Source organism: Methylobacterium planeticum, assembly GCF_008806345.1.
GTDB lineage: Bacteria > Pseudomonadota > Alphaproteobacteria > Rhizobiales > Beijerinckiaceae > Methylobacterium > Methylobacterium planeticum.
Genome location: NZ_VZZJ01000003.1, coordinates 127,995 through 145,953, shown reverse-complemented (window position 1 = coordinate 145,953; position 17,959 = coordinate 127,995). Strand labels below are relative to the sequence as shown.

Annotated in this window: 19 protein-coding genes; 10 read left to right on the top strand and 9 right to left on the bottom strand. The window is 71.6% G+C overall.

Annotation, left to right across the window (positions count from 1 at the left end):
- The first annotated feature begins 114 nt into the window (after window positions 1-114).
- Together F6X51_RS04430 and F6X51_RS04425 are read left to right on the top strand one after the other, a co-directional pair.
- Entirely contained in the window at window positions 115-1,743 is a 1,629-nt protein-coding gene (locus tag F6X51_RS04430; RefSeq protein ID WP_150962012.1) for an ABC transporter ATP-binding protein, read from the top strand.
- A 4-nt stretch (window positions 1,744-1,747) separates the two neighbouring features.
- Window positions 1,748-2,968, top strand: coding sequence for a phosphopentomutase (locus F6X51_RS04425; RefSeq protein WP_150962011.1), 1,221 nt, complete (start codon window positions 1,748-1,750; stop codon window positions 2,966-2,968).
- A gap of 19 nt (window positions 2,969-2,987) precedes the next feature.
- Here F6X51_RS04425 and F6X51_RS04420 read toward each other — a convergent pair whose 3' ends face one another.
- On the bottom strand, window positions 2,988-3,281 hold the full coding sequence (locus tag F6X51_RS04420; protein ID WP_150962010.1) for a hypothetical protein: 294 nt from the start codon (window positions 3,279-3,281) through the stop codon (window positions 2,988-2,990).
- 270 nt (window positions 3,282-3,551) lie between these two features.
- On the opposite strand from F6X51_RS04420, the gene F6X51_RS04415 reads away from it, so the two are divergent.
- The 5 genes from F6X51_RS04415 to F6X51_RS04395 all read left to right on the top strand — a co-directional run bounded on the left by F6X51_RS04415 (window position 3,552) and on the right by F6X51_RS04395 (window position 7,177).
- Complete coding sequence (locus F6X51_RS04415; protein ID WP_150962009.1) at window positions 3,552-4,178, top strand: TetR/AcrR family transcriptional regulator; 627 nt, start codon at window positions 3,552-3,554, stop codon at window positions 4,176-4,178.
- A gap of 113 nt (window positions 4,179-4,291) precedes the next feature.
- Window positions 4,292-4,762, top strand: coding sequence for a DUF2852 domain-containing protein (locus F6X51_RS04410; protein WP_150962008.1), 471 nt, complete (start codon window positions 4,292-4,294; stop codon window positions 4,760-4,762).
- Window positions 4,763-4,956: 194 nt separating this feature from the next.
- Window positions 4,957-5,598, top strand: coding sequence for a uracil phosphoribosyltransferase (upp, locus tag F6X51_RS04405; RefSeq protein WP_150962007.1), 642 nt, complete (start codon window positions 4,957-4,959; stop codon window positions 5,596-5,598).
- A gap of 107 nt (window positions 5,599-5,705) precedes the next feature.
- Window positions 5,706-6,722, top strand: a complete 1,017-nt coding sequence (locus F6X51_RS04400) for an NAD(P)H-quinone oxidoreductase (protein WP_150962006.1) — start codon at window positions 5,706-5,708, stop codon at window positions 6,720-6,722.
- 146 nt (window positions 6,723-6,868) lie between these two features.
- Window positions 6,869-7,177, top strand: a complete 309-nt coding sequence (locus tag F6X51_RS04395; protein ID WP_150962005.1) for a flagellar basal body-associated FliL family protein — start codon at window positions 6,869-6,871, stop codon at window positions 7,175-7,177.
- An 89-nt stretch (window positions 7,178-7,266) separates the two neighbouring features.
- On the opposite strand, the gene F6X51_RS04390 is transcribed toward F6X51_RS04395, so the two are convergent.
- The 7 genes from F6X51_RS04390 to F6X51_RS04360 all read right to left on the bottom strand — a co-directional run bounded on the left by F6X51_RS04390 (window position 7,267) and on the right by F6X51_RS04360 (window position 14,799).
- Window positions 7,267-8,148: a 3-hydroxybutyryl-CoA dehydrogenase gene (locus F6X51_RS04390; RefSeq protein WP_150962004.1), complete on the bottom strand. Its 882-nt coding sequence runs from the start codon at window positions 8,146-8,148 to the stop codon at window positions 7,267-7,269.
- A 193-nt stretch (window positions 8,149-8,341) separates the two neighbouring features.
- Complete coding sequence (locus F6X51_RS04385) at window positions 8,342-9,289, bottom strand: electron transfer flavoprotein subunit alpha/FixB family protein (RefSeq protein ID WP_150962003.1); 948 nt, start codon at window positions 9,287-9,289, stop codon at window positions 8,342-8,344.
- A gap of 113 nt (window positions 9,290-9,402) precedes the next feature.
- Window positions 9,403-10,152, bottom strand: a complete 750-nt coding sequence (locus F6X51_RS04380; RefSeq protein ID WP_150962002.1) for an electron transfer flavoprotein subunit beta/FixA family protein — start codon at window positions 10,150-10,152, stop codon at window positions 9,403-9,405.
- 273 nt (window positions 10,153-10,425) lie between these two features.
- A complete protein-coding gene (locus tag F6X51_RS04375) occupies window positions 10,426-10,998 on the bottom strand; it encodes a cob(I)yrinic acid a,c-diamide adenosyltransferase (RefSeq protein WP_150962001.1) in 573 nt (190 codons plus the stop codon).
- A 25-nt stretch (window positions 10,999-11,023) separates the two neighbouring features.
- Window positions 11,024-11,641 (bottom strand): acyloxyacyl hydrolase, encoded by a 618-nt coding sequence (locus F6X51_RS04370; RefSeq protein WP_150962000.1) that lies wholly within the window; start codon window positions 11,639-11,641, stop codon window positions 11,024-11,026.
- Between the two features lie 161 nt (window positions 11,642-11,802).
- Window positions 11,803-11,988, bottom strand: a complete 186-nt coding sequence (locus tag F6X51_RS04365; protein WP_150961999.1) for a twin transmembrane helix small protein — start codon at window positions 11,986-11,988, stop codon at window positions 11,803-11,805.
- 123 nt (window positions 11,989-12,111) lie between these two features.
- Window positions 12,112-14,799 carry a TIGR02302 family protein gene (locus F6X51_RS04360; protein WP_150961998.1) on the bottom strand — a complete coding sequence of 896 codons (2,688 nt, stop codon included), beginning with the start codon at window positions 14,797-14,799 and terminating at the stop codon, window positions 12,112-12,114.
- 215 nt (window positions 14,800-15,014) lie between these two features.
- Between F6X51_RS04360 and F6X51_RS04355 the strand changes: the two genes are divergently transcribed.
- The 3 genes from F6X51_RS04355 (at window position 15,015) to F6X51_RS04345 (ending at window position 16,693) form a co-directional block, all read left to right on the top strand.
- Window positions 15,015-15,245, top strand: a complete 231-nt coding sequence (locus F6X51_RS04355; RefSeq protein ID WP_150961997.1) for a hypothetical protein — start codon at window positions 15,015-15,017, stop codon at window positions 15,243-15,245.
- Between the two features lie 109 nt (window positions 15,246-15,354).
- A complete protein-coding gene (locus F6X51_RS04350) occupies window positions 15,355-16,401 on the top strand; it encodes a threonine aldolase family protein (protein WP_150961996.1) in 1,047 nt (348 codons plus the stop codon).
- A gap of 103 nt (window positions 16,402-16,504) precedes the next feature.
- A complete protein-coding gene (locus tag F6X51_RS04345) occupies window positions 16,505-16,693 on the top strand; it encodes a hypothetical protein (RefSeq protein ID WP_150961995.1) in 189 nt (62 codons plus the stop codon).
- Here F6X51_RS04345 and lysA read toward each other — a convergent pair.
- Complete coding sequence (lysA, locus tag F6X51_RS04340) at window positions 16,690-17,958, bottom strand: diaminopimelate decarboxylase (protein WP_150961994.1); 1,269 nt, start codon at window positions 17,956-17,958, stop codon at window positions 16,690-16,692. The two genes, F6X51_RS04345 and lysA, sit on opposite strands and share 4 nt — an antisense overlap.
- Window position 17,959 lies beyond the last annotated feature (1 nt).

Here is a 17,959-nt window from a genome sequence, read left to right as displayed (position 1 = left end):
GCGTGAACCGGCTCAGGTTCAATCCGTCGCCGCGCCGCGGTTCGCCCTCGCGCCGCCGCCGCGCTATAACCGCCGGACCCCGCCAGCGCCCCGCCCCCGAGGCAGCCCCTCCCGATGACCGAACCCCTCCTGTCCGTCGAAGACCTCTCGGTCGCCTTCCGTACCCGGGAGGGAGAGACGCGGGCGGTCGACCGCGTCAGCTTCACGATCGCGCCGGGGGAGACGCTGGCCCTCGTCGGCGAATCGGGTTCCGGCAAGTCGGTGACGGCGCTCTCGATCCTGCGGCTTCTCGACGGCGCCGCGCATCACCCGGGCGGGCGCATCGTCTTCAAGGGGCGCGACCTCCTGGCGCTCCCCGAGCGCGCCATGCGCGACGTGCGCGGCGCCGACATCACGATGGTCTTCCAGGAGCCGATGACCTCGCTGAACCCGCTGCACTCCATCCAGCGGCAGATCGGCGAGGTGCTGGCGCTGCACCGCGGCCTCAGCGGCAGGAAGGCCCGCGCCCGCATCCTCGAACTGCTCGAGCTCGTGGGCCTGCGCGACGCGGAGCGCCGCATGGGCGCCTACCCGCACGAATTGTCCGGGGGCCAGCGCCAGCGCGTGATGATCGCGATGGCGCTGGCCTGCGAGCCGGACCTCCTCGTCGCCGACGAGCCGACCACCGCCCTCGACGTCACCGTCCAGGCGCAGATCCTGTCGCTGCTCGCCGACCTGCAGAAGCGCCTCGGCATGGCGATGCTGTTCATCACCCACGATCTCGGCATCGTGCAGCGGATCGCCGGACGCGTCTGCGTGATGCTCCAGGGCAGGATCGTGGAGACCGGCCCGGTTGAGGCGGTGTTCTCGAAGCCGCAGCACGCCTACACCCAGCGCCTGATCGCCTCCGAGCCGAAGGGCCGGGCGAACCCGGTCCCCGCCGAGGCGCCGTTCCTGATCGAGGCCGGCCCCCTCAAGGTCTGGTTCCCGATCCGCGAGGGGCTCCTCCGGCGCACCACCGGCCACATCAAGGCGGTGGACGGCGTCCGGCTCCTCGTGCGCGAGGGCGAGACCGTCGGGGTCGTCGGCGAATCGGGCTCGGGCAAGACCACGCTCGGCCTCGCGCTCCTGCGGCTCACGGGGTCGGAGGGCCCGATCGTCTTCATCGGCAAGGCCATCGACGAGTTCGGCGTCGCCGCGATGCGCCCCCTGCGGCGGGACATGCAGGTGGTCTTCCAGGATCCCTACGGCTCCCTCTCGCCGCGCATGTCGGTGGCCGACATCGTGGCCGAGGGGCTCGTGGTGCAGGGCGAGATCCGCACGGCGGCCGAGCGCCGGGTCGTGGTGGCGCAGGCCCTGACCGATGTCGGGCTCGACCCGGCCGCGATGGACCGCTACCCGCACGAATTCTCGGGCGGCCAGCGCCAGCGCATCGCCATCGCGCGGGCGATGGTGCTGAAGCCCCGCTTCGTCGTCCTCGACGAGCCCACCTCCGCCCTCGACCGCTCCGTGCAGTCGCAGATTGTCACCCTGTTGCGGGACCTGCAGCGGGAGCGCAAGCTCGCCTACCTGTTCATCAGCCACGACCTCAAGGTGGTGCGGGCGCTGGCCAACTACGTCCTGGTGATGCAGCACGGCCGCGTGGTCGAGGAGGGGCCGGCGGAGGAGATCTTCGCCAAGCCCAAGACCGAGTATACCCGCACGCTTTTCGCCGCTGCCTTCGCGATGGAGAGCGAGACCGTCGCGGACACCGAGACCGTCTGAGCCCATGCCCCGCGCGCTTCTCATCGTGCTCGATTCCGTCGGCATCGGCGGCGCGCCGGATGCCGCCCGCTACGGCGATGCCGGTGCCGACACCCTCGGGCATATCGCGGAGGCCTGCGCCGCCGGCCGGGGCGACCGGGACGGTCTGCGCCGCGGGCCCCTCGGCCTGCCGAACCTCGCCGCCCTGGGGATCGGCCTCGCAGCGGCGGGGGCGACGGGGCGCGTGCCGCCGGGCCTGGAGCCGGCGGGCCCGGTGCGGGGCGTCCACGGCCACGCCGTCGAGACGGCGGCCGGCAAGGACACGCCGTCGGGGCATTGGGAGATCTCCGGCCTGCCCGTCTCCGAGGATTGGGGATACTTCCCGGACACGCGCCCGGCCTTCCCGGCCGCGCTCACGCAGGCGCTGATCGCGCGCGGGGGTCTGCCAGGCATCCTCGGGAATGCGCACGCGTCGGGCACGGCCGTGATCGACGCCCTCGGCGCGGAGCATGTCCGGACCGGCAAGCCGATCTGCTACACCTCCACCGACAGCGTCTTCCAGATCGCCGCCCACGAGGAGACGTTCGGGCTGCAGCGCCTCTACGATCTCTGCGCCATCGCGCGGGATTGCTGCGACGCCTACCGGGTCGGGCGCGTCATCGCCCGGCCGTTCGTCGGCACCGCGGCGGCGGGGTTCCGGCGCACCCTCAACCGCAAGGATCTCGCCGTCGCGCCGCCGGGCGCCACCCTGCTCGACGCCCTGGCGGAGGCCGGCCGCGCCACCGTCAGCGTCGGCAAGATCGGCGACATCTTCGCCCACCGCGCCACCGGGCGCGAGGTGAAGCCCGGAGGCAACGCGGCCTGCCTCGACGCGGCCCTGGCGGCGTTCGAGCCCCTGCCGGCGGGCGGCCTCGTCTTCCTCAACCTCGTGGATTTCGACACCGAGTACGGCCATCGCCGCGACGTGCCGGGCTACGCCGCCGAACTCGAGGCCTTCGACGCGCGCATCCCCGCGATCGAGCGGGTGCTGCGGCCCGGCGACCTCTGCCTCGTCACCGCCGACCACGGCAACGATCCGACCTGGCACGGCACCGAGCACACGCGCGAGCAGGTCCCGATCCTGGCCTTCGGCCCCGGCATCGAGCCCCGGGATATCGGCCGGCGCGCGAGCTTTGCGGATATCGGCGCCGAGGTCGCCCGGCATCTCGGCCTGCCGGCCCTCGCGGCCGGGCGGGCCTGGGGCTAGGCCGGCGCGGGGCCCCGGGTCAGCGCGGGGCCGGCTCCGCCTCCTCGGCCGCGAGGGCCCGGACATCCTCTTGGGTCGCGTCCCCGGGGGCCTTGCGCAGGCGCAGCGCCCGGGTCGGCCGGCCCGCCCGCATCACCAGCACGACGGTCTCGGTGTCGGGGCAGCCCGGATCCGGGCAGGCGACGGCGTTGACGTGGAGCGCATCCCCGTCGCCGAGGGCGAGGCCGGCGGCGAGATCCGCCTTGAGGCGGGCGCAGGCGGCGGCCTGCGCCGCCGTGCGTGCCCGCCACGCCTTGAGGCCGAGGATGGGCACAGCCGGCTCAGGCCCGCGCGGAGACGCCGCGGGGGCGGGCGGTCCGGGGCTGTTGGCGAACGGGACGGGGCATGGCGGCTCTGGCTCGATGTTGTAATACTGTTACATTCGCGGAATCCGTGCCTGTCAAGCCGCACCTGTGCAGCAACCGTCCGCGCGTAGCCGTCCGGGGTCGAAAACCGTCATTCGCGTGTTAGGGGAAGACACGAGCCTGAAACCAGACGCGCGCGACTCCGCCCAGTCGGCGGGACGGCGTGCGAGGAGGACCCCTTGCGACCCTGGCGCGAAGGACCGGGCGACCGGCGCAGCTACCACCACGGCAACCTCAAGGAAGCCCTGATCGAGGCGGCGCGCCGATTCATCGCCGAGCGCGGCGTCGGCGGCTTCACCCTGGTGGATGCGGCCCGCCTCGTCGGCGTGACGCCGGCCGCGCTGTACCGGCACTTCCGGGGGCGCGAGGCCCTGCTGGAGGAGGTGGCGGGCCGCGGCTTCACCGACCTCGCCGAGCGGCTCGCCCGAGCCCTGACCTCGCGCGGCACGCCGCTGGAACGCTTCACCCGCATGGGCGAGGCCTACCTCGCCTTCGCGGAGGAGGAGCCCGGCTACTACGCGGCGATCTTCGAGACCCGGGGCCTCAATCTCGGGCCGCAGGCGCCGGAGCGCCCGAGCCCGTTCGACCTCCTGGTCGAGGCCCTGCAATCGACCTTCCCCGACGGCTTCGGGGGCATCGATCCCCGCTTCATCGCCCTCGAGGTCTGGGCCCTGTCCCACGGCCTCGCCACCCTCTCGGCCGCCGGTCAGTTGCCGCGGAGCCAGGGCGTGCCCGACAAGTACGAATTGCTGCGGGCCGGCGTGCTGGCCCTGGTGCACGGGGCCGGGGCGGCGAAATCCGCCTGAGGTCGCGCCGATGCCCGAGACCGGTCCCGGAAATCTCGCGGGTCGGGCCCTTGAAACAGACGGGGCGGGCCCGCATGTGAATGTGGTTCACATTAACATCGGAGCCGTGAACCGTGAGCTTTTCCTCGACCTCCCCCTGGGCCAGCGGCAAAGCCTGCCGTAGCGGCCCGTTTCCCCGCCGCTCTCTCGAGATCGGCGCCATCGTGGTGAGCTTCATCTACTGGTGGCCGCTCGCCGTCGCCTACGTCGCGTGGAAGATCGCGGGCTATCCGGCCCTCGGTGAGATGCGCGACCTCGCCCGCCGCGGCGTGTCCTCCTGGAACACCGGCACCCGCCCGGCCTCCCGCTTCGCCCGTGCCTTCGAGGCGGCCAATGCCGGCCCGAAGACCGGCAACTGGGCCTTCGACGAGTACCGCAAGGCCGAGCTCGACCGTCTCGACGCGCAACGCCGCGCCCTCCAGGAGGAGAGCCGGGCCTTCGCCGAGTTCGTCGAGGAGCTGAAGCGGGCCAAGGACCGCGAGCAGTTCGACGCCTTCATGGCCAAGCGCCGGGCGCCGGGCGAGGACGGCGCGACGAGCGTCTGATCCGAACCTCCGGTCCACGGACCGCCGCCGCATCACGAGGGCTCCCCGCATCGCGCGGGGAGCCTTTTTCGCATGGGCACGCGAGGATCCGGGCCGACGGAATCCGCCCCGTGCCTGTGGCCGCCGCCGCCGCTTTCGTGCATGCCTTCGCGGGGGCCGGGGGCGGCCCCGGGGCTCGCGCAAGGGGATCGGCGATGCAGGGTCAGACGGCTTCGGTGACGGTGGTGGACCACCCCCTGGTGCAGCACAAGCTGACCCTGATGCGCGACCGGAACCGCTCGACGCAGGGCTTCCGGCGCCTCCTCAACGAGATCGGGATGCTGCTCGCCTACGAGGTCACCCGCGACCTGCCGCTCGAGCCCGTCACGATCGAGACGCCGCTCGAGGTGATGGAAGGCCGGCAGATCCAGGGCAAGAAGCTCGTCCTCGCGCCGATCCTGCGGGCCGGGGTCGGCTTCCTCGACGGGATGCTGTCGCTGCTGCCCTCCGCCCGGGTCGCGCATGTGGGCCTCTACCGGGACCCCGAGACGCTCGAGGCGGTGGAGTACTACTTCAAGGCACCCTCCGACCTCGCCGACCGCACCGTGCTGGTGCTCGATCCCATGCTGGCGACGGCGAATTCCGCGGTCGCCGCGCTCCAGCGCCTGAAGGACCGGGGCGCGCAGGACCTGCGCTTCGTCTGCCTGCTCGCCGCCCCCGAGGGCATCGCCCGGCTGCAGGCGATCCACCCGGACGTGCCGATCTGGACGGCCGCCATCGACAGCCACCTCAATGACCACAGCTACATCGTCCCAGGATTGGGGGATGCCGGCGACCGGATGTACGGCACGCGCTGAGCCCGCCATCCCCAGGCTCCGGCCCGCCGATTGCGCCGGAGACGCTCGCCCGCCCTTGCCAACGGCCGGGCGGACCGCAACTAGGTTGGCACCTGAGGAGGACCCCGATGCCAGCCACCCCGTCCCTGCCCGACACCATGCGCCGGATCCGGTTCGACGGCGCGGGCGGCCCCGAGGTTCTCAAGATCGAGACGGCGCCGCTGCCCCAGCCGGGTCCGGGGCAGGTCCTGATCGAGGTCGCGGCGGCCGGCGTGAACCGGCCGGACGTGATGCAGCGCCTCGGCCAGTACCCGCCGCCGAAGGACGCGACCGAGATCCCCGGTCTCGAGGTCGCGGGCCGCGTCGTCTCCCTCGGCGAGGGCGTGCAGGGGCTGGCGCCGGGCGCCCAGGTCTGCGCCCTGACGATCAGCGGCGGCTACGCCGAGTTCGCGGTGGCGGAGGCCGCCCAGTGCCTGCCGAAGCCCGGGCCTCTGTCCCTCGTCGAGGCCGGCGGCCTGCCCGAGACCTTCTTCACGGTCTACGCGAACGTGATCATGCGCGGGCGCCTGAAGCCCGGTGAGATCTTCCTCGTCCACGGCGGATCGAGCGGCATCGGCACCACGGCGATCCAGATCGCCAAGCAGCTCGGCGCCCACGTCTTCGCCACCGCGGGCTCGGCCGAGAAGTGCCGCTTCTGCGAGGAGCTCGGCGCGGACGCCGCCATCAACTACCGCGACACGGATTTCGCCGAGGAGGTGAAGCGCCTGACCGACGGCAAGGGCGTGGACGTGATCCTGGACATGATCGGGGCGAGCTACCTGCAGAGGAACCTCGCCTCGCTCGCGGTCGAGGGGCGCCTCGTGCTGATCGCCCTGATGGGCGGCTACAAGGCCGAGGCGCTCAACATCACGCCGATCATGCTCAAGCGCCTCACCTTCACGGGCGCCACCCTGCGGCCCCGGCCCAAGGCCGACAAGGCCGCCATCGCCGAGGGCCTGCGCCGCGACATCTGGCCGGAGCTCGAGGCCGGCACGATCAAGCCGGTGATCCACGCGACCTTCCCGCTGGAGAAGGCCGGCGAGGCCCATGCCCTGATGGAATCGAGCGCTCATCTGGGCAAGATCCTTCTGGTGACCGGGCGCTGAGGCGCGGAGCCCCGGGGTGGCCAATCCCCACCCGATCACGGCGGAGAGAGGAACTTGCGCCTGCGACCCCGCGTTTCCGGCCGCCACATCCGTTTGGGTTTTGGCATCACGGATCGCCCCGCGGGGGCGGACAGGCGAGGTTGCAAATGGTTGAACGGCTTCCCGATGAGAATGCGCGTCAGGGCTCGAAGGGTAAGCCCGTCCTGTACGTGCTGATTGCGAGCCTGGTGCTCCTCGCGATCGCGACGGTCGGCCTGCTGACGTGGAACGGTGCCAATTCTCCGAAGGATCATGCGAGCCAGAGCCAGGACGCCTCCCGCAGGGAAGTGACGGGCTCCGTGACAGGCCAGTCCAACGCCCCGGCCTCGTCGAACAGCGGCAGCGTCCCGGCCGGCAATCCCTCCTACCCCCAGCCGGCCCAGCCGAACGCGAGCGGCAACCAGCCGAAGCCCTGATCGAGGATCGGTCCGGCAGGGACCGACGGGCCGACGCTTCCGGGAGAGACCGATGCGCCGCTCCGCCTCCGGGCCGGGCGGCGTTCGCCTCAGCGGGTGGGGACCGGGTGCTCGCCGCGGTAATCGTAGAAGCCGCGCTTCGTCTTGCGGCCGAGCCAGCCCGCCTCGACGTATTTCACGAGGAGCGGGCAGGGGCGGTACTTCGAATCCGCCAGGCCCTCGTAGAGCACCTGCATCACCGACAGGCAGGTATCGAGGCCGATGAAATCGGCGAGCTGCAGCGGGCCCATCGGGTGGTTCGCGCCGAGCCGCATCGCCGTATCGATCGATTCCACCGAGCCGACCCCCTCGTAGAGGGTGTAGATCGCCTCGTTGATCATCGGCAGCAGGATGCGGTTGACGATGAAGGCCGGGAAATCCTCCGACATCGTCGAGGTCTTGCCGAGCCTGGCGATGAAGGCCTTGGCCGATTCGTAGGTCGGATCCTCGGTGGCGATGCCGCGGATCAGCTCCACGAGCTGCATCACCGGCACGGGGTTCATGAAATGGATGCCGATGAAGCGCTCCGGCCGGTCGGTCGAGGCCGCGAGCCGGGTGATCGAGATCGACGAGGTGTTGGTCGCCACGATCGTGTCGGGGCCGAGGGACCCGCAGAGGCTCGAGAAGATCTGGCGCTTGGTCGCCTCGTCCTCCGTGGCGGCCTCGATCACGAGGTCGCAGGCGGCGAGGTCCTGGAAGCTCGCGGCCGGTCCGATCCGCCCGCGGGCGCTGCGGCGCTGATCCTCGTCGAGATGGCCCTTGGCGACCTGCCGGGCGAGGTTGCCGTCGATGGTGGCGAGGCCGGACTCGACGCGGGCGCCCTCGCGGTCGTTCAGCAGGACATCGAGGCCCGCCACCGCGCAGACTTGGGCAATGCCGCTGCCCATCTGGCCTGCACCGATGATCCCGACCCGCTTGATTTCGATGCCCATGTCGTCAACACGCCCCCGGCGCGCGGCCGGACGGCCGCCCTGAAATTCCTGTCGACGCGGCGGGCGATCGAGGCTCGCCGCTGGCGCGTCGCTCCCAGTCTTTAGAACATTCCCACGCGGCGGTGGAGCCCAATGCGCGGGAATGGTTGCGACTCCGTCGGTTCCCTCAAGCGTCGGGAAACCCGGAGGTTGTTCAGCCCTTGGCCTTGCTGATTTCGGATTGCAGCTCCGGCAACACCTGGAACAGGTCGCCGACGAGGCCGTAATCGGCGACCTGGAAGATCGGCGCGTCCTCGTCCTTGTTGATCGCCACGATCACCTTGGAGTCCTTCATGCCGGCCAGGTGCTGGATCGCCCCCGAGATGCCGACCGCCACGTAGAGGTCCGGCGCCACCACCTTGCCGGTCTGCCCGACCTGCCAGTCGTTCGGCGCGTAGCCCGCGTCGACCGCCGCCCGCGAGGCGCCCACCGCGGCGCCGAGGCTGTCGGCCAGGGGCTCGATCAGTTCCTTAAACTTCTCCGCCGAGCCGAGCGAGCGCCCGCCCGAGACGATGATGCGCGCCGCGGCGAGTTCCGGGCGGTCGGACTTGGCGATCTCCTCGCCCTTGAAGCTCGAGCCGCCGCCCTCGGGGGCCGCCGCCGGGACGGCCTCGACCGTGGCGCTGCCGCCTTCGCCCGCCGCCTTGAAGGCCGCGGTGCGCACCGTGATGACCTTCTTGCCCGCCCCCGCCTGAACCGTCTGGATGGCGTTGCCGGCATAGATCGGGCGCTCGAAGGTGTCGGGCGACACCACCGTGATGATGTCGGAGATCTGCGCCACGTCGAGGAGGGCGGCCACCCGCGGCAGCACGTTCTTGCCGGTGGTGGAGGCGGCCGCCAGGATGGTGTCGTAGGGCTCGGCGATGGCCGCGATCAGGGCGGCGGTCGGCTCGGCCAGGGCATGGTCGTAGACGGCATCCTCGGCGTTCAGCACCGTCTCGACGCCCTCGAGCTTGGCGGCGGCCTCCGCGGCCGGCTTCGAGCCGGACCCGAGCACCAGGACGTGGATGGGGCCGCCGATCGCCTGGGCGGCGGTCAGCGCCTTCAGGCTGGCGTCGCGGATGGTACCGTTCTCGTGCTCGAGAAAGAGGAGGGTGGCCATGGTTCGTCCTCGGGTGATGGGCCCGCGGCGCCGTGCGGCGGCCTGCGGGCCGGTGGTGGGAATGGGCCGGAGGGCGGGCGGCCCCCACCCTCCGTGCGCGAGGGGCTCGCCCCCTAGATGACGCCGGCCTCGACCTTCAGCTTCTGCACGAGCGCGGCGGCGGACTCGACCTTCACGCCGGCCTTGCGGCCCGCGGGCTCCACGGTCTTGAGCACCTTCAGACGCGGCGTGACGTCGACACCGAGGGCATCGGGCGCGAGCTCCTCGAGGGGCTTCTTCTTGGCCTTCATGATGTTGGGGAGCGAGGCGTAGCGCGGCTCGTTGAGGCGCAGGTCCGTGGTGACGACGGCCGGGAGCTTGAGGCTGACCGTCTGCAGGCCGCCATCGACCTCGCGGGTGACGTCGAGGCTGCCCTCGCCGAACTCGACCTTGAACGCGAAGGTGCCCTGGGGCCAGCCGAGCAGGGCGGCGAGCATCTGGCCGGTCTGGTTCGAGTCGTCGTCGATGGCCTGCTTGCCCAGGATGACGAGCTGGGGCGCTTCCTTCTCGACCACGGCCTTGAGGAGCTTGGCGACCGCGAGCGGCTCGCAGGTCACGTCGGTCTTGATCAGGATGGCCCGGTCCGCCCCCATGGCGAGCGCCGTGCGCAGGGTCTCCTGGGCCTGCTGCGGCCCGATCGAGACGGCGACGATCTCCGTGACCTTGCCCTTCTCCTTCAGGCGGATCGCCTCCTCGACGGCGATCTCGTCGAAGGGGTTCATCGACATCTTGACGTTCGACAACTCGACGCCCGAGCCGTCCGCCTTGACCCGGATCTTGACGTTGTAGTCGACGACCCGCTTCACGGGCACCAGAACCTTCATGGCGGTCACAATCCTCCGACACGGGAATAGTCACGCGAGCGGACGCGTCTAGCGGCGCCGCTTCGCGGGCGATCGCAAGGGATCAGGCCCCGTTCATTCGGGGCGGCGGACCGTAACGACCCCATTTCCGCCTTGTCAACGCGCCCGCGGACGAAGGCCCGCCGATTGCGGGGAACAGTCGACGCGGACATTTTGAATGCACGGTACGGCGATGGCGGCGTCCGCCGATGGGCGGGCGCCCGGGTCCGGTCCGGCTCCGCTCAGCGGTTCTTGTCAGCGGTTCTTGCCCGGAACCCAGAGCACGTCGTCGGCCCCGTTCGCGTTCGCGGTACGGCTGGCGACGAAGAGGAAGTCGGAGAGTCGGTTCAGGTACTGCAGGGCCTCGGGGGAGATCACCTCGCCGTCGACCATCGTGAGTTGCACGGCGAGGCGCTCGGCCCTGCGGCAGACGGTGCGGGCGAGGTGGAGCGCCGCCGCGGTCGGCGAGCCGCCCGGGAGCACGAAGGATTTCAGCGGAGCGAGGTCGGCGTTGAGGGCATCGATGTCGGTTTCGAGCCGCTTCACCTGCTGCGGGACGATCCGCAGGGGCTCGTAGGCCGGCGGCGCCTCGCTCGGCGGGGTGGCGAGGTCGGCGCCGAGATCGAACAGGTCGTTCTGGATCGCCGCCAGCAGGGCGTCGAGGCGCGGCTCCGCGTGGAGGCGCGCGAGGCCGATGCAGGCATTGGTCTCGTCGACCGTGCCGTAGGTCTCGATCCGCAGGTCCGCCTTCGAGCGGCGCTCGCCGTTGGCGAGCGCGGTGGTGCCCTTGTCACCCGTGCGGGTGTAGATGCGGTTGAGGGTGACCAACGGCGTTCCGACCCATGATTGTCTGTTAGAACGTGTAGCCGAGCTTGCCGCCGAAATTGGTCAGGCCGCGGTTGTTGGCGCAGAGCCCCGCATTCGACATGTGCTCGACGGTGGCCATGATGCTCCAATGCTCGGTGAGACGGAAGCCCAGGGCCGCCGCCTCGCGGAAGAGCGGGTTGCAGCCGAGCGCGTTGAAGCCCGGCGGCGTGATCGCCTTGATGCCGGTGGCCCCGTCGTGGAAGCCGACGCCGAAGAAGCCTTCGAGGAAGACCGTGTTGCGCAGGGTCTCGGGGAAGACCTCCACGGTCCAGGTGCCGCCGAGATAGCCGTAGCTGGTCTTGCCGCCGAAATTATAGCTGCCGCCGGCGGTCGGGCGCGGCACGAAAGCCTGCCAGAACGGGTCGAGGCTGACGAGGGGCTTGGCGAACAGGATTTCGCCGTTGATGTTCTGGGTGTTGCGCTCGGCGCTGCCCGGATCCTGCACGGAGCCGCCGATCCGGACCTCGGACACGATGCTCATCGGCTGGACCGGCGGCGCGTAGGCGGCCCGTGGCGGGGCGTAGCCGAGATCGGCGGCCGCGACGCTGTGGGCGGCCGTCAGGGCGACGGCGCCGGTCAGGATACGGGTGAGCTTGGAGGTCATGCAGGACGAATCCGGTTGAACCGGATGTGCGTATCACGCCGCCCCAGGGGCCGGCAGGCGCCGGCTGCACCGAGCGCGCGAAATCATCCCCCGGGGACCACGTTAGACCGGCGGTGCGGCCTCCTCGCCACACCGCTGCGGTGCGCCCCAGCCGGGGCGGCTCAGGCGGAGCGCCACCACACCACGCCCATGATGATCACGATCGCCACGAATTGCAGCAGCACGCGCAGGCGCATCAGCCGCTGGGACAGGTTGGCGCTGCCGCCGCGCATCATGTTGGCGAGGCCGAGCAGCAGCACGAGCGCCACCGCGAGGCAGGCGAGAAGGACGAGGGTGTTGGCGGACATCGCAGGTTCGGTCTCGGATGCGGGCATGGCGGGGTGCGGGGATCGCGAGGGCATCCGCCTCGGATCGGGCTTCGAGCCGCAACATAGGCCTTCGGGGCCGCCCCCGTCAGGGGCGGGCCCCGCTCAATTCCGACGCAGCAGGCGCTCGAAGTAGTCGAGCTCCTCGCGCGGGCGGGTCGGGTCGCCGAGCTTGCGCCGCAGCTCCTCCATGATCCGGCGGGCGCGCTGCACCGCCGACTCGTCCGCGTTCGGCACCCGCACGCGCCCGTCCGACATCTCGCGACCCCGGGTCGGCCGGCCGAGGGGGTCGTCGTCGCGCGCGCCGGCCTGACCCTGCTGGCTCGGCTGCTGGCCGCCCTCCTGCTCGCCCTGGCCCTCGCCCTCGGCCATGTCCTGCATCTGCTGGGCCATGCCCTCGGCGCCGCGCTTGAGCCCGTCGAGGGCGCGCCCCTGCGCGTCGACCGCCTCGCCGTCCTTGCCCTGGCGCAGGGCGTTCTCGGCCTGCCGCATGGCGTCCTCGGCATCGGAGAGGCCTTCCTCCCCCTGCATGCCGTTCTCCTTCATGCGGCGCTGGAGGTCTTCCAGGCGCTGGCGCAGGGCCTGCTGACGCTCGCCGACGCCGCCCTCGCCCTGCTGGCCGCGCTGCCCCTGGCCGCGCTGCCCCTGCTGGCTTGGGTCCTGGCCCTGCTGCTGGCCCTGCTGCCCCTGCTGGCCTTGGCCGCGCTGGCCCTGCTGCGGCTGCTGGCCGCGCTGCTGCGGGCGCTGGCCGCGCTGGCCCTGATCGGCCCCGCGCTTCTCCTGTCCCTCCCGGAAGGTCTCGTCTCGCAGGCCCTGCTGCTCGCGGGCCATCTGGTCGAGATCCTTCATCTGCTTCTGCATCTCGCGGGAGGTCGGATCGGACTTGCCCCCCTGCTCGGCGGTCTGCAGGTTCTCCAGGATGTTGCGCAGCTGCTCCATCAGGCGCTGCGCCTCGGCTGTGTCGCCGCGCTTCATCGCCTCGGCCATGTCCTTCAGCATCTTGTCGAGGTCGTCGGGCGTGACGGATTTCGACGATTGCTGGCTCTGCTGACTCTTCTGCGAGGGGTCGCGCGGCTCCTTGCGCTGCTTCTCCGCCAGCTCCTTCATGAACTTGTCGAGGGCCTGCTTCAGGTCCTGGGTGAGGCGCTGGATCTCGTCATCGGCGGCGTTGCGCTCGATCGCGTCCTTGAGCCGGTCCTGCGCCTGCCGAAGCTGCTTCTCCGCGTCCGAGAGGTCGCCGTCCTCGATCTTGAGGGCCATCTCCCACAGGAGATCGGCCACCTCGGTCAGGTTCTCGTCGGTCACGGCCCGGCGCAGGCGGCCGGTCGCGGTCTTGAGCCCGAGAAACACGCTCGGCTGCGGCGTGAACAGGTTGGGGGCGATCAGCAGGGCGTCGAGGGCGGCCTGGACCCGGGCGCGACCCTCGTCGGGGCCGGTGACGAGGCGGCGCCGCTCCTCCGCCAGGGCGCGGGCGAGGGGATCCTTGAAGGGACGCGCCGGCAGGGTCATCTCGGCGGGCGCGGTGCGGCCCTCCTGGCCGGCCTCGTCCTTGACCACGATCGTCAAGCGCACCCGCGCCCCCGACCACGGGTTGTCGGTGAGGTCGACGAGCGTCTTGGTGTCCGCCTCGCCGGTGGCGTCGGCCGGGAGCGCCAGCGCGATGCGCGGGGGCGGCACCAGGGAGCGCCCGGCGCGCAGCGGCTCGACCAGCCCCTCGGCGGAGGCGATGCCGTAATCGTCCTTGGCCCGGTAGGTGAGGTTGAAGGTGCCGCGCCCGTTCACCTCCGGGCCGCCGACGCTGCGCACCTCGGGCGGGTTGTCGGGGATCGCCTCGACCACGAGGCGCTGGCTCTGCGTGCCGGTCGCGATGGTGAGATCGGCCAGGGGGCCGACGAGCTGGAAGCGGTCCTCGCGCAGGTCGGGGCGCGCGGGCTTGCCGGGCAGCGCCTTGAGGCCGGCATTCGGGGTCAGCGCCGCCTCGCCCTCGCCGGCGATCCGCACCACGAGCTGGGAATTGACCGGCGCGCGCAGGCGCTGCTCGGCGCCGTTGATGGTCACGATCAGGGGCGGCATCCGGGTGTAGAGCGGCGGGTCGATCCAGCCGTCGACGCGGAAGTTCGGGCCGGGGGCCGGGGGCTCGTGCCAGTCGAAGGCGCTGCCGATCCGCGCGCGCCACTCGGGGCCGGCCACGAACAGGCTCGCGATCGCCGTCACCACCAGGGCGGCGCGCAGGGCGTAGGGATCGTGGCGCGGCATCATCGGCCGGGGCGGACTGACCCGCAGCCTGGCGACGGCCGCCGCCGCCCGGCTCTGATGCAGGGTCCAGAGCGCCCGCGTCGCCGGATCCTGCGTGCCAACCGCGAGGGTGTCCTCGATGGCGGAGGCCGGGTTGTGCAGCAGCGGGACCGTGCCGGTCCCGTCGCGGGTGGCGGCGTCCCGGTCGATGCGCGCCAGCGCCTCCCGCCGGTCGAGACGCGGCGTCCGCAGGAGCGGCACCAGGGCGGCCACCAGCGCCAGGGCGAACAGGCCGAGCCCGACCATGCGCCAGACCGGCGCCAGGTCGAGCCACAGACCCAGCCAGGACACGGCCAGGAAGGCGAGGGCCACCCCGATCCCGCGCCAGAGCAGGGGCCACGCCCGCTCCCACAGGCCGGCCGCACGAGCCTGCGCCACGAGCCGGTCGAGCCGCGCGTGCACGGCGATCTCGGTCGTTCTCGGAGGATCCTTGCTCACGCCTGTCGTCGTCCCGTGCCCCGTTCGCGCCGATCGGAAGAGCGTACCGTGGAGAAGCATCGCGTGCCTGCACAACCGCAGATTTGCCCCTGGGGGCCCGCATGCACGGTTTGTTAGGCTAGCATGGTGATCAAGCCGGGCCAGCGGGTCAAATCCGCCCAGGTCGAGGCGCAACCGGAAACACCATGGCTGTTCAAACCCGAGTCGAAGCGTTACCGGATTGGTTGCGCCGGCAACCGAGTCGCCGCGCGCCGCAAACGACGCGAGCCAGGACCATGCCGACCTACCATCTGCGCGTCGCGTGGCGAGAGGAGAGCGGTGTCGTGCGGCTGCCCGTCTGCAACGATCCGATCGAGGCGCCGAGCCTGCGCGACGCCATCGCGGTGGCGCTGACGCGCTCGCAGCACCTCCTCACGGCCGGCACGAACCTCGCTTGGCTCGTCGATCCCGACGGACACATCGCCTGGACCCTGCGGATGGACGAGGACAGCACAGTCGCGGACTAGGTGCACCGCATCGGCCGGCATCTCGACGGATCGGCTCGGGGCTGTAGGCTCGCTGCCCGACGCGGATCACGCAACGGTTGGCCGGGGTCGGGCGAGGGACGTGACGCGCATGAGTGACGACGCGCAGCAATTCGCGAGCGACAACTATTCCGGCATCTGTCCCGAAGCCTGGGCGGCGATGGAAGAGGCCAATCGCGGCCACGCCGCGGCCTACGGCGAGGATGCCTGGACGATCCGCGCCGCGGACGCCTTCCGGAGCCTGTTCGAGACGCCCTGCCAGGTGTTCTTCGCCTTCAACGGCACGGCCGCGAATTCCCTGGCGCTCGCGTCCCTCTGCCAGTCCTACCACAGCGTCATCTGCGCCGAGTCCGCCCATGTGGAGACGGACGAGTGCGGCGCGCCGGAGTTCTTCTCCAACGGCTCGAAGCTCCTCACGGTGCGCACGGCGAGCGGCAAGCTGACGCCGGAGGCGATCCGCGCCACCGCGACGAACCGCACCGACATCCACTTCCCGAAGCCCCGCGTGGTGACGATCACCCAGCCGACCGAGACGGGGCAGGTCTACGGCCTCGCGGAGATCAGGGCGGTCTCGGCCGTGTGCCGGGAACTCGGCCTCAGCCTCCACATGGACGGGGCCCGCTTCGCCAATGCCTGCGCGAGCCTCGGCTGCAGCCCGGCCGAGATGACGTGGCAGGCCGGCATCGACGTGCTCTGCTTCGGCGGCACCAAGAACGGCATGCATGCGGGCGAGGCGGTGCTGTTCTTCGATGCCGGGCTCGCGGAGGATTTCGGCTATCGCTGCAAGCAGGCCGGTCAGCTCGCCTCCAAGATGCGGTTCCTCGCGGCGCCCTGGGTGGGGATGCTCGAGACCGGGGCCTGGCTCACCCATGCCCGGAACGCGAACGCCTGCGCGCGGGGCTTCGCGGCGGCGATCGCGGAACTCCCCGGGGTGGAGCTGATGTTCCCGGTCGAGGCGAACGGTGTCTTCCTGCGCATGCCGCCGGAGCGGATGGAGGCCCTGAGGGAGCGGGGCTGGCGCTTCTACACCTTCATCGGCGGGGGCGCCCGCTTCATGTTCGCCTGGGATGCGGACCCGGCCCGGATCGCGGCCCTGGTCCGGGACCTGCGCGCGGGCGCCCATCACCGGGGGGCCTGAAGGATCGGGCCTCCCCGAGCGCGCGGGTGCCCCGCGCGGCGGGCTGCTTGCTCCGGACGACCGGCGCGGCCCATCGGGCGCAAGGCCCCTCCGGAACGACAGGGTGACGAAGGCCCAGTTCCGGGACCTGACCGCGGTGAACGCCCCCGACCGGGTCGTCCCGAGGTTCCGCCACCAGGGCCGCGCGGTCGAGATCGTCGGTCGCCACGCGGCGAGCCGGACCCGCGTCGAGCGCCCGGGCAGCCACGACAGGCCCGGCGCCGCGCTCGCGGGCACTGCCGCCGGCGGCTAGTCGAGCCAGGCGGGCACCCGGTCGAGGCCGATCAGCTCCTCGTAGGTCTGGCGCGGGCGCACCACCGCCGCATCGCTGCCGCGCACCAGCACCTCGGGCACGAGGCGGCGGGTGTTGTAGGTGCCGGCCTGGACCGCGCCGTAGGCGCCCGCCGTCATCACCGCGATGAGGTCGCCGGGCGCGACCTCCGGCATTTCGCGGTTGAGCGCCAGGTAGTCGCCGGTCTCGCAGACCGGCCCGACCACGTCCGCGACGATGCGGGGGGTCTCCGCGCCGGGCTCCGCCACCGGGCGCAGGCCGTGATAGGCCTCGTACAGCGTCGGGCGGATCAGGTCGTTCATCGCCCCGTCGACGATCACGAAGGTGCGCCCCTCCGAGTGCTTCACGAAGATCACCCGGGTGACGAGGATGCCGGCATTGCCGGCGATCATCCGGCCGATCTCGAAGACCGGCCGCAGGTTCAGGGGCCGGAAATGCGGGCGCAGCACGGCGGCGAGCGCCACCGGGTCGGGCGGGGGCGCGTTGTCGTCCCGATAGGGAATGCCGAGGCCGCCGCCGAAATCGATGTGGTGGAGCTCATGCCCCTCCGCCAGGAGGTCGCGGGCGAGGCCGGCGAGCAGCCGAGCGGCGCTGTCGAAGGGCGCGAGGTCCGTGATCTGGCTGCCGATATGCATGTCGACCCCCGAGACCTTGAGGCCCGGCAGGGTGGCGGCCTGCGCGTAGACGGCGGGTGCCCGGGTGATCGGGATGCCGAACTTGTTCTCGTACTTGCCGGTCGAGATCTTGGCATGGGTGCCGGCATCGACGTCCGGGTTGACCCGGATCGAGACGGGGGCGACCAGCCCGAGGCTCTGCGCCACCTCCGACAGCACGACGAGCTCGGGCTCGCTCTCGACGTTGAAGCAGAAGATCCCGGCCTTCAGCGCGGCGGCCATCTCCTCGCGGGTCTTGCCGACCCCTGAGAAGACGATGCGCTGCGCCGCGACGCCCGCCGCGAGGGCGCGCCGCAACTCGCCCTCCGAGACGATGTCCATGCCGGCGCCCTGGCGCGCGAGGGTGCGCAGCACCGCCTGGTTCGCGTTCGCCTTCATGGCGAAGCACACGAGGGCCTCGTCCCCCGCGAAGGCCTCGGCGAAGACGCGGTAATGCCGCTCGAGGGTGGCGGTGGAGTAGCAGTAGAACGGCGTGCCGACCTCGTCGGCGAGGCGCGTCAGGTCGACGTCCTCGGCGTGCAGGCGGCCGTCGCGGTATTGGAAATGGTGCATC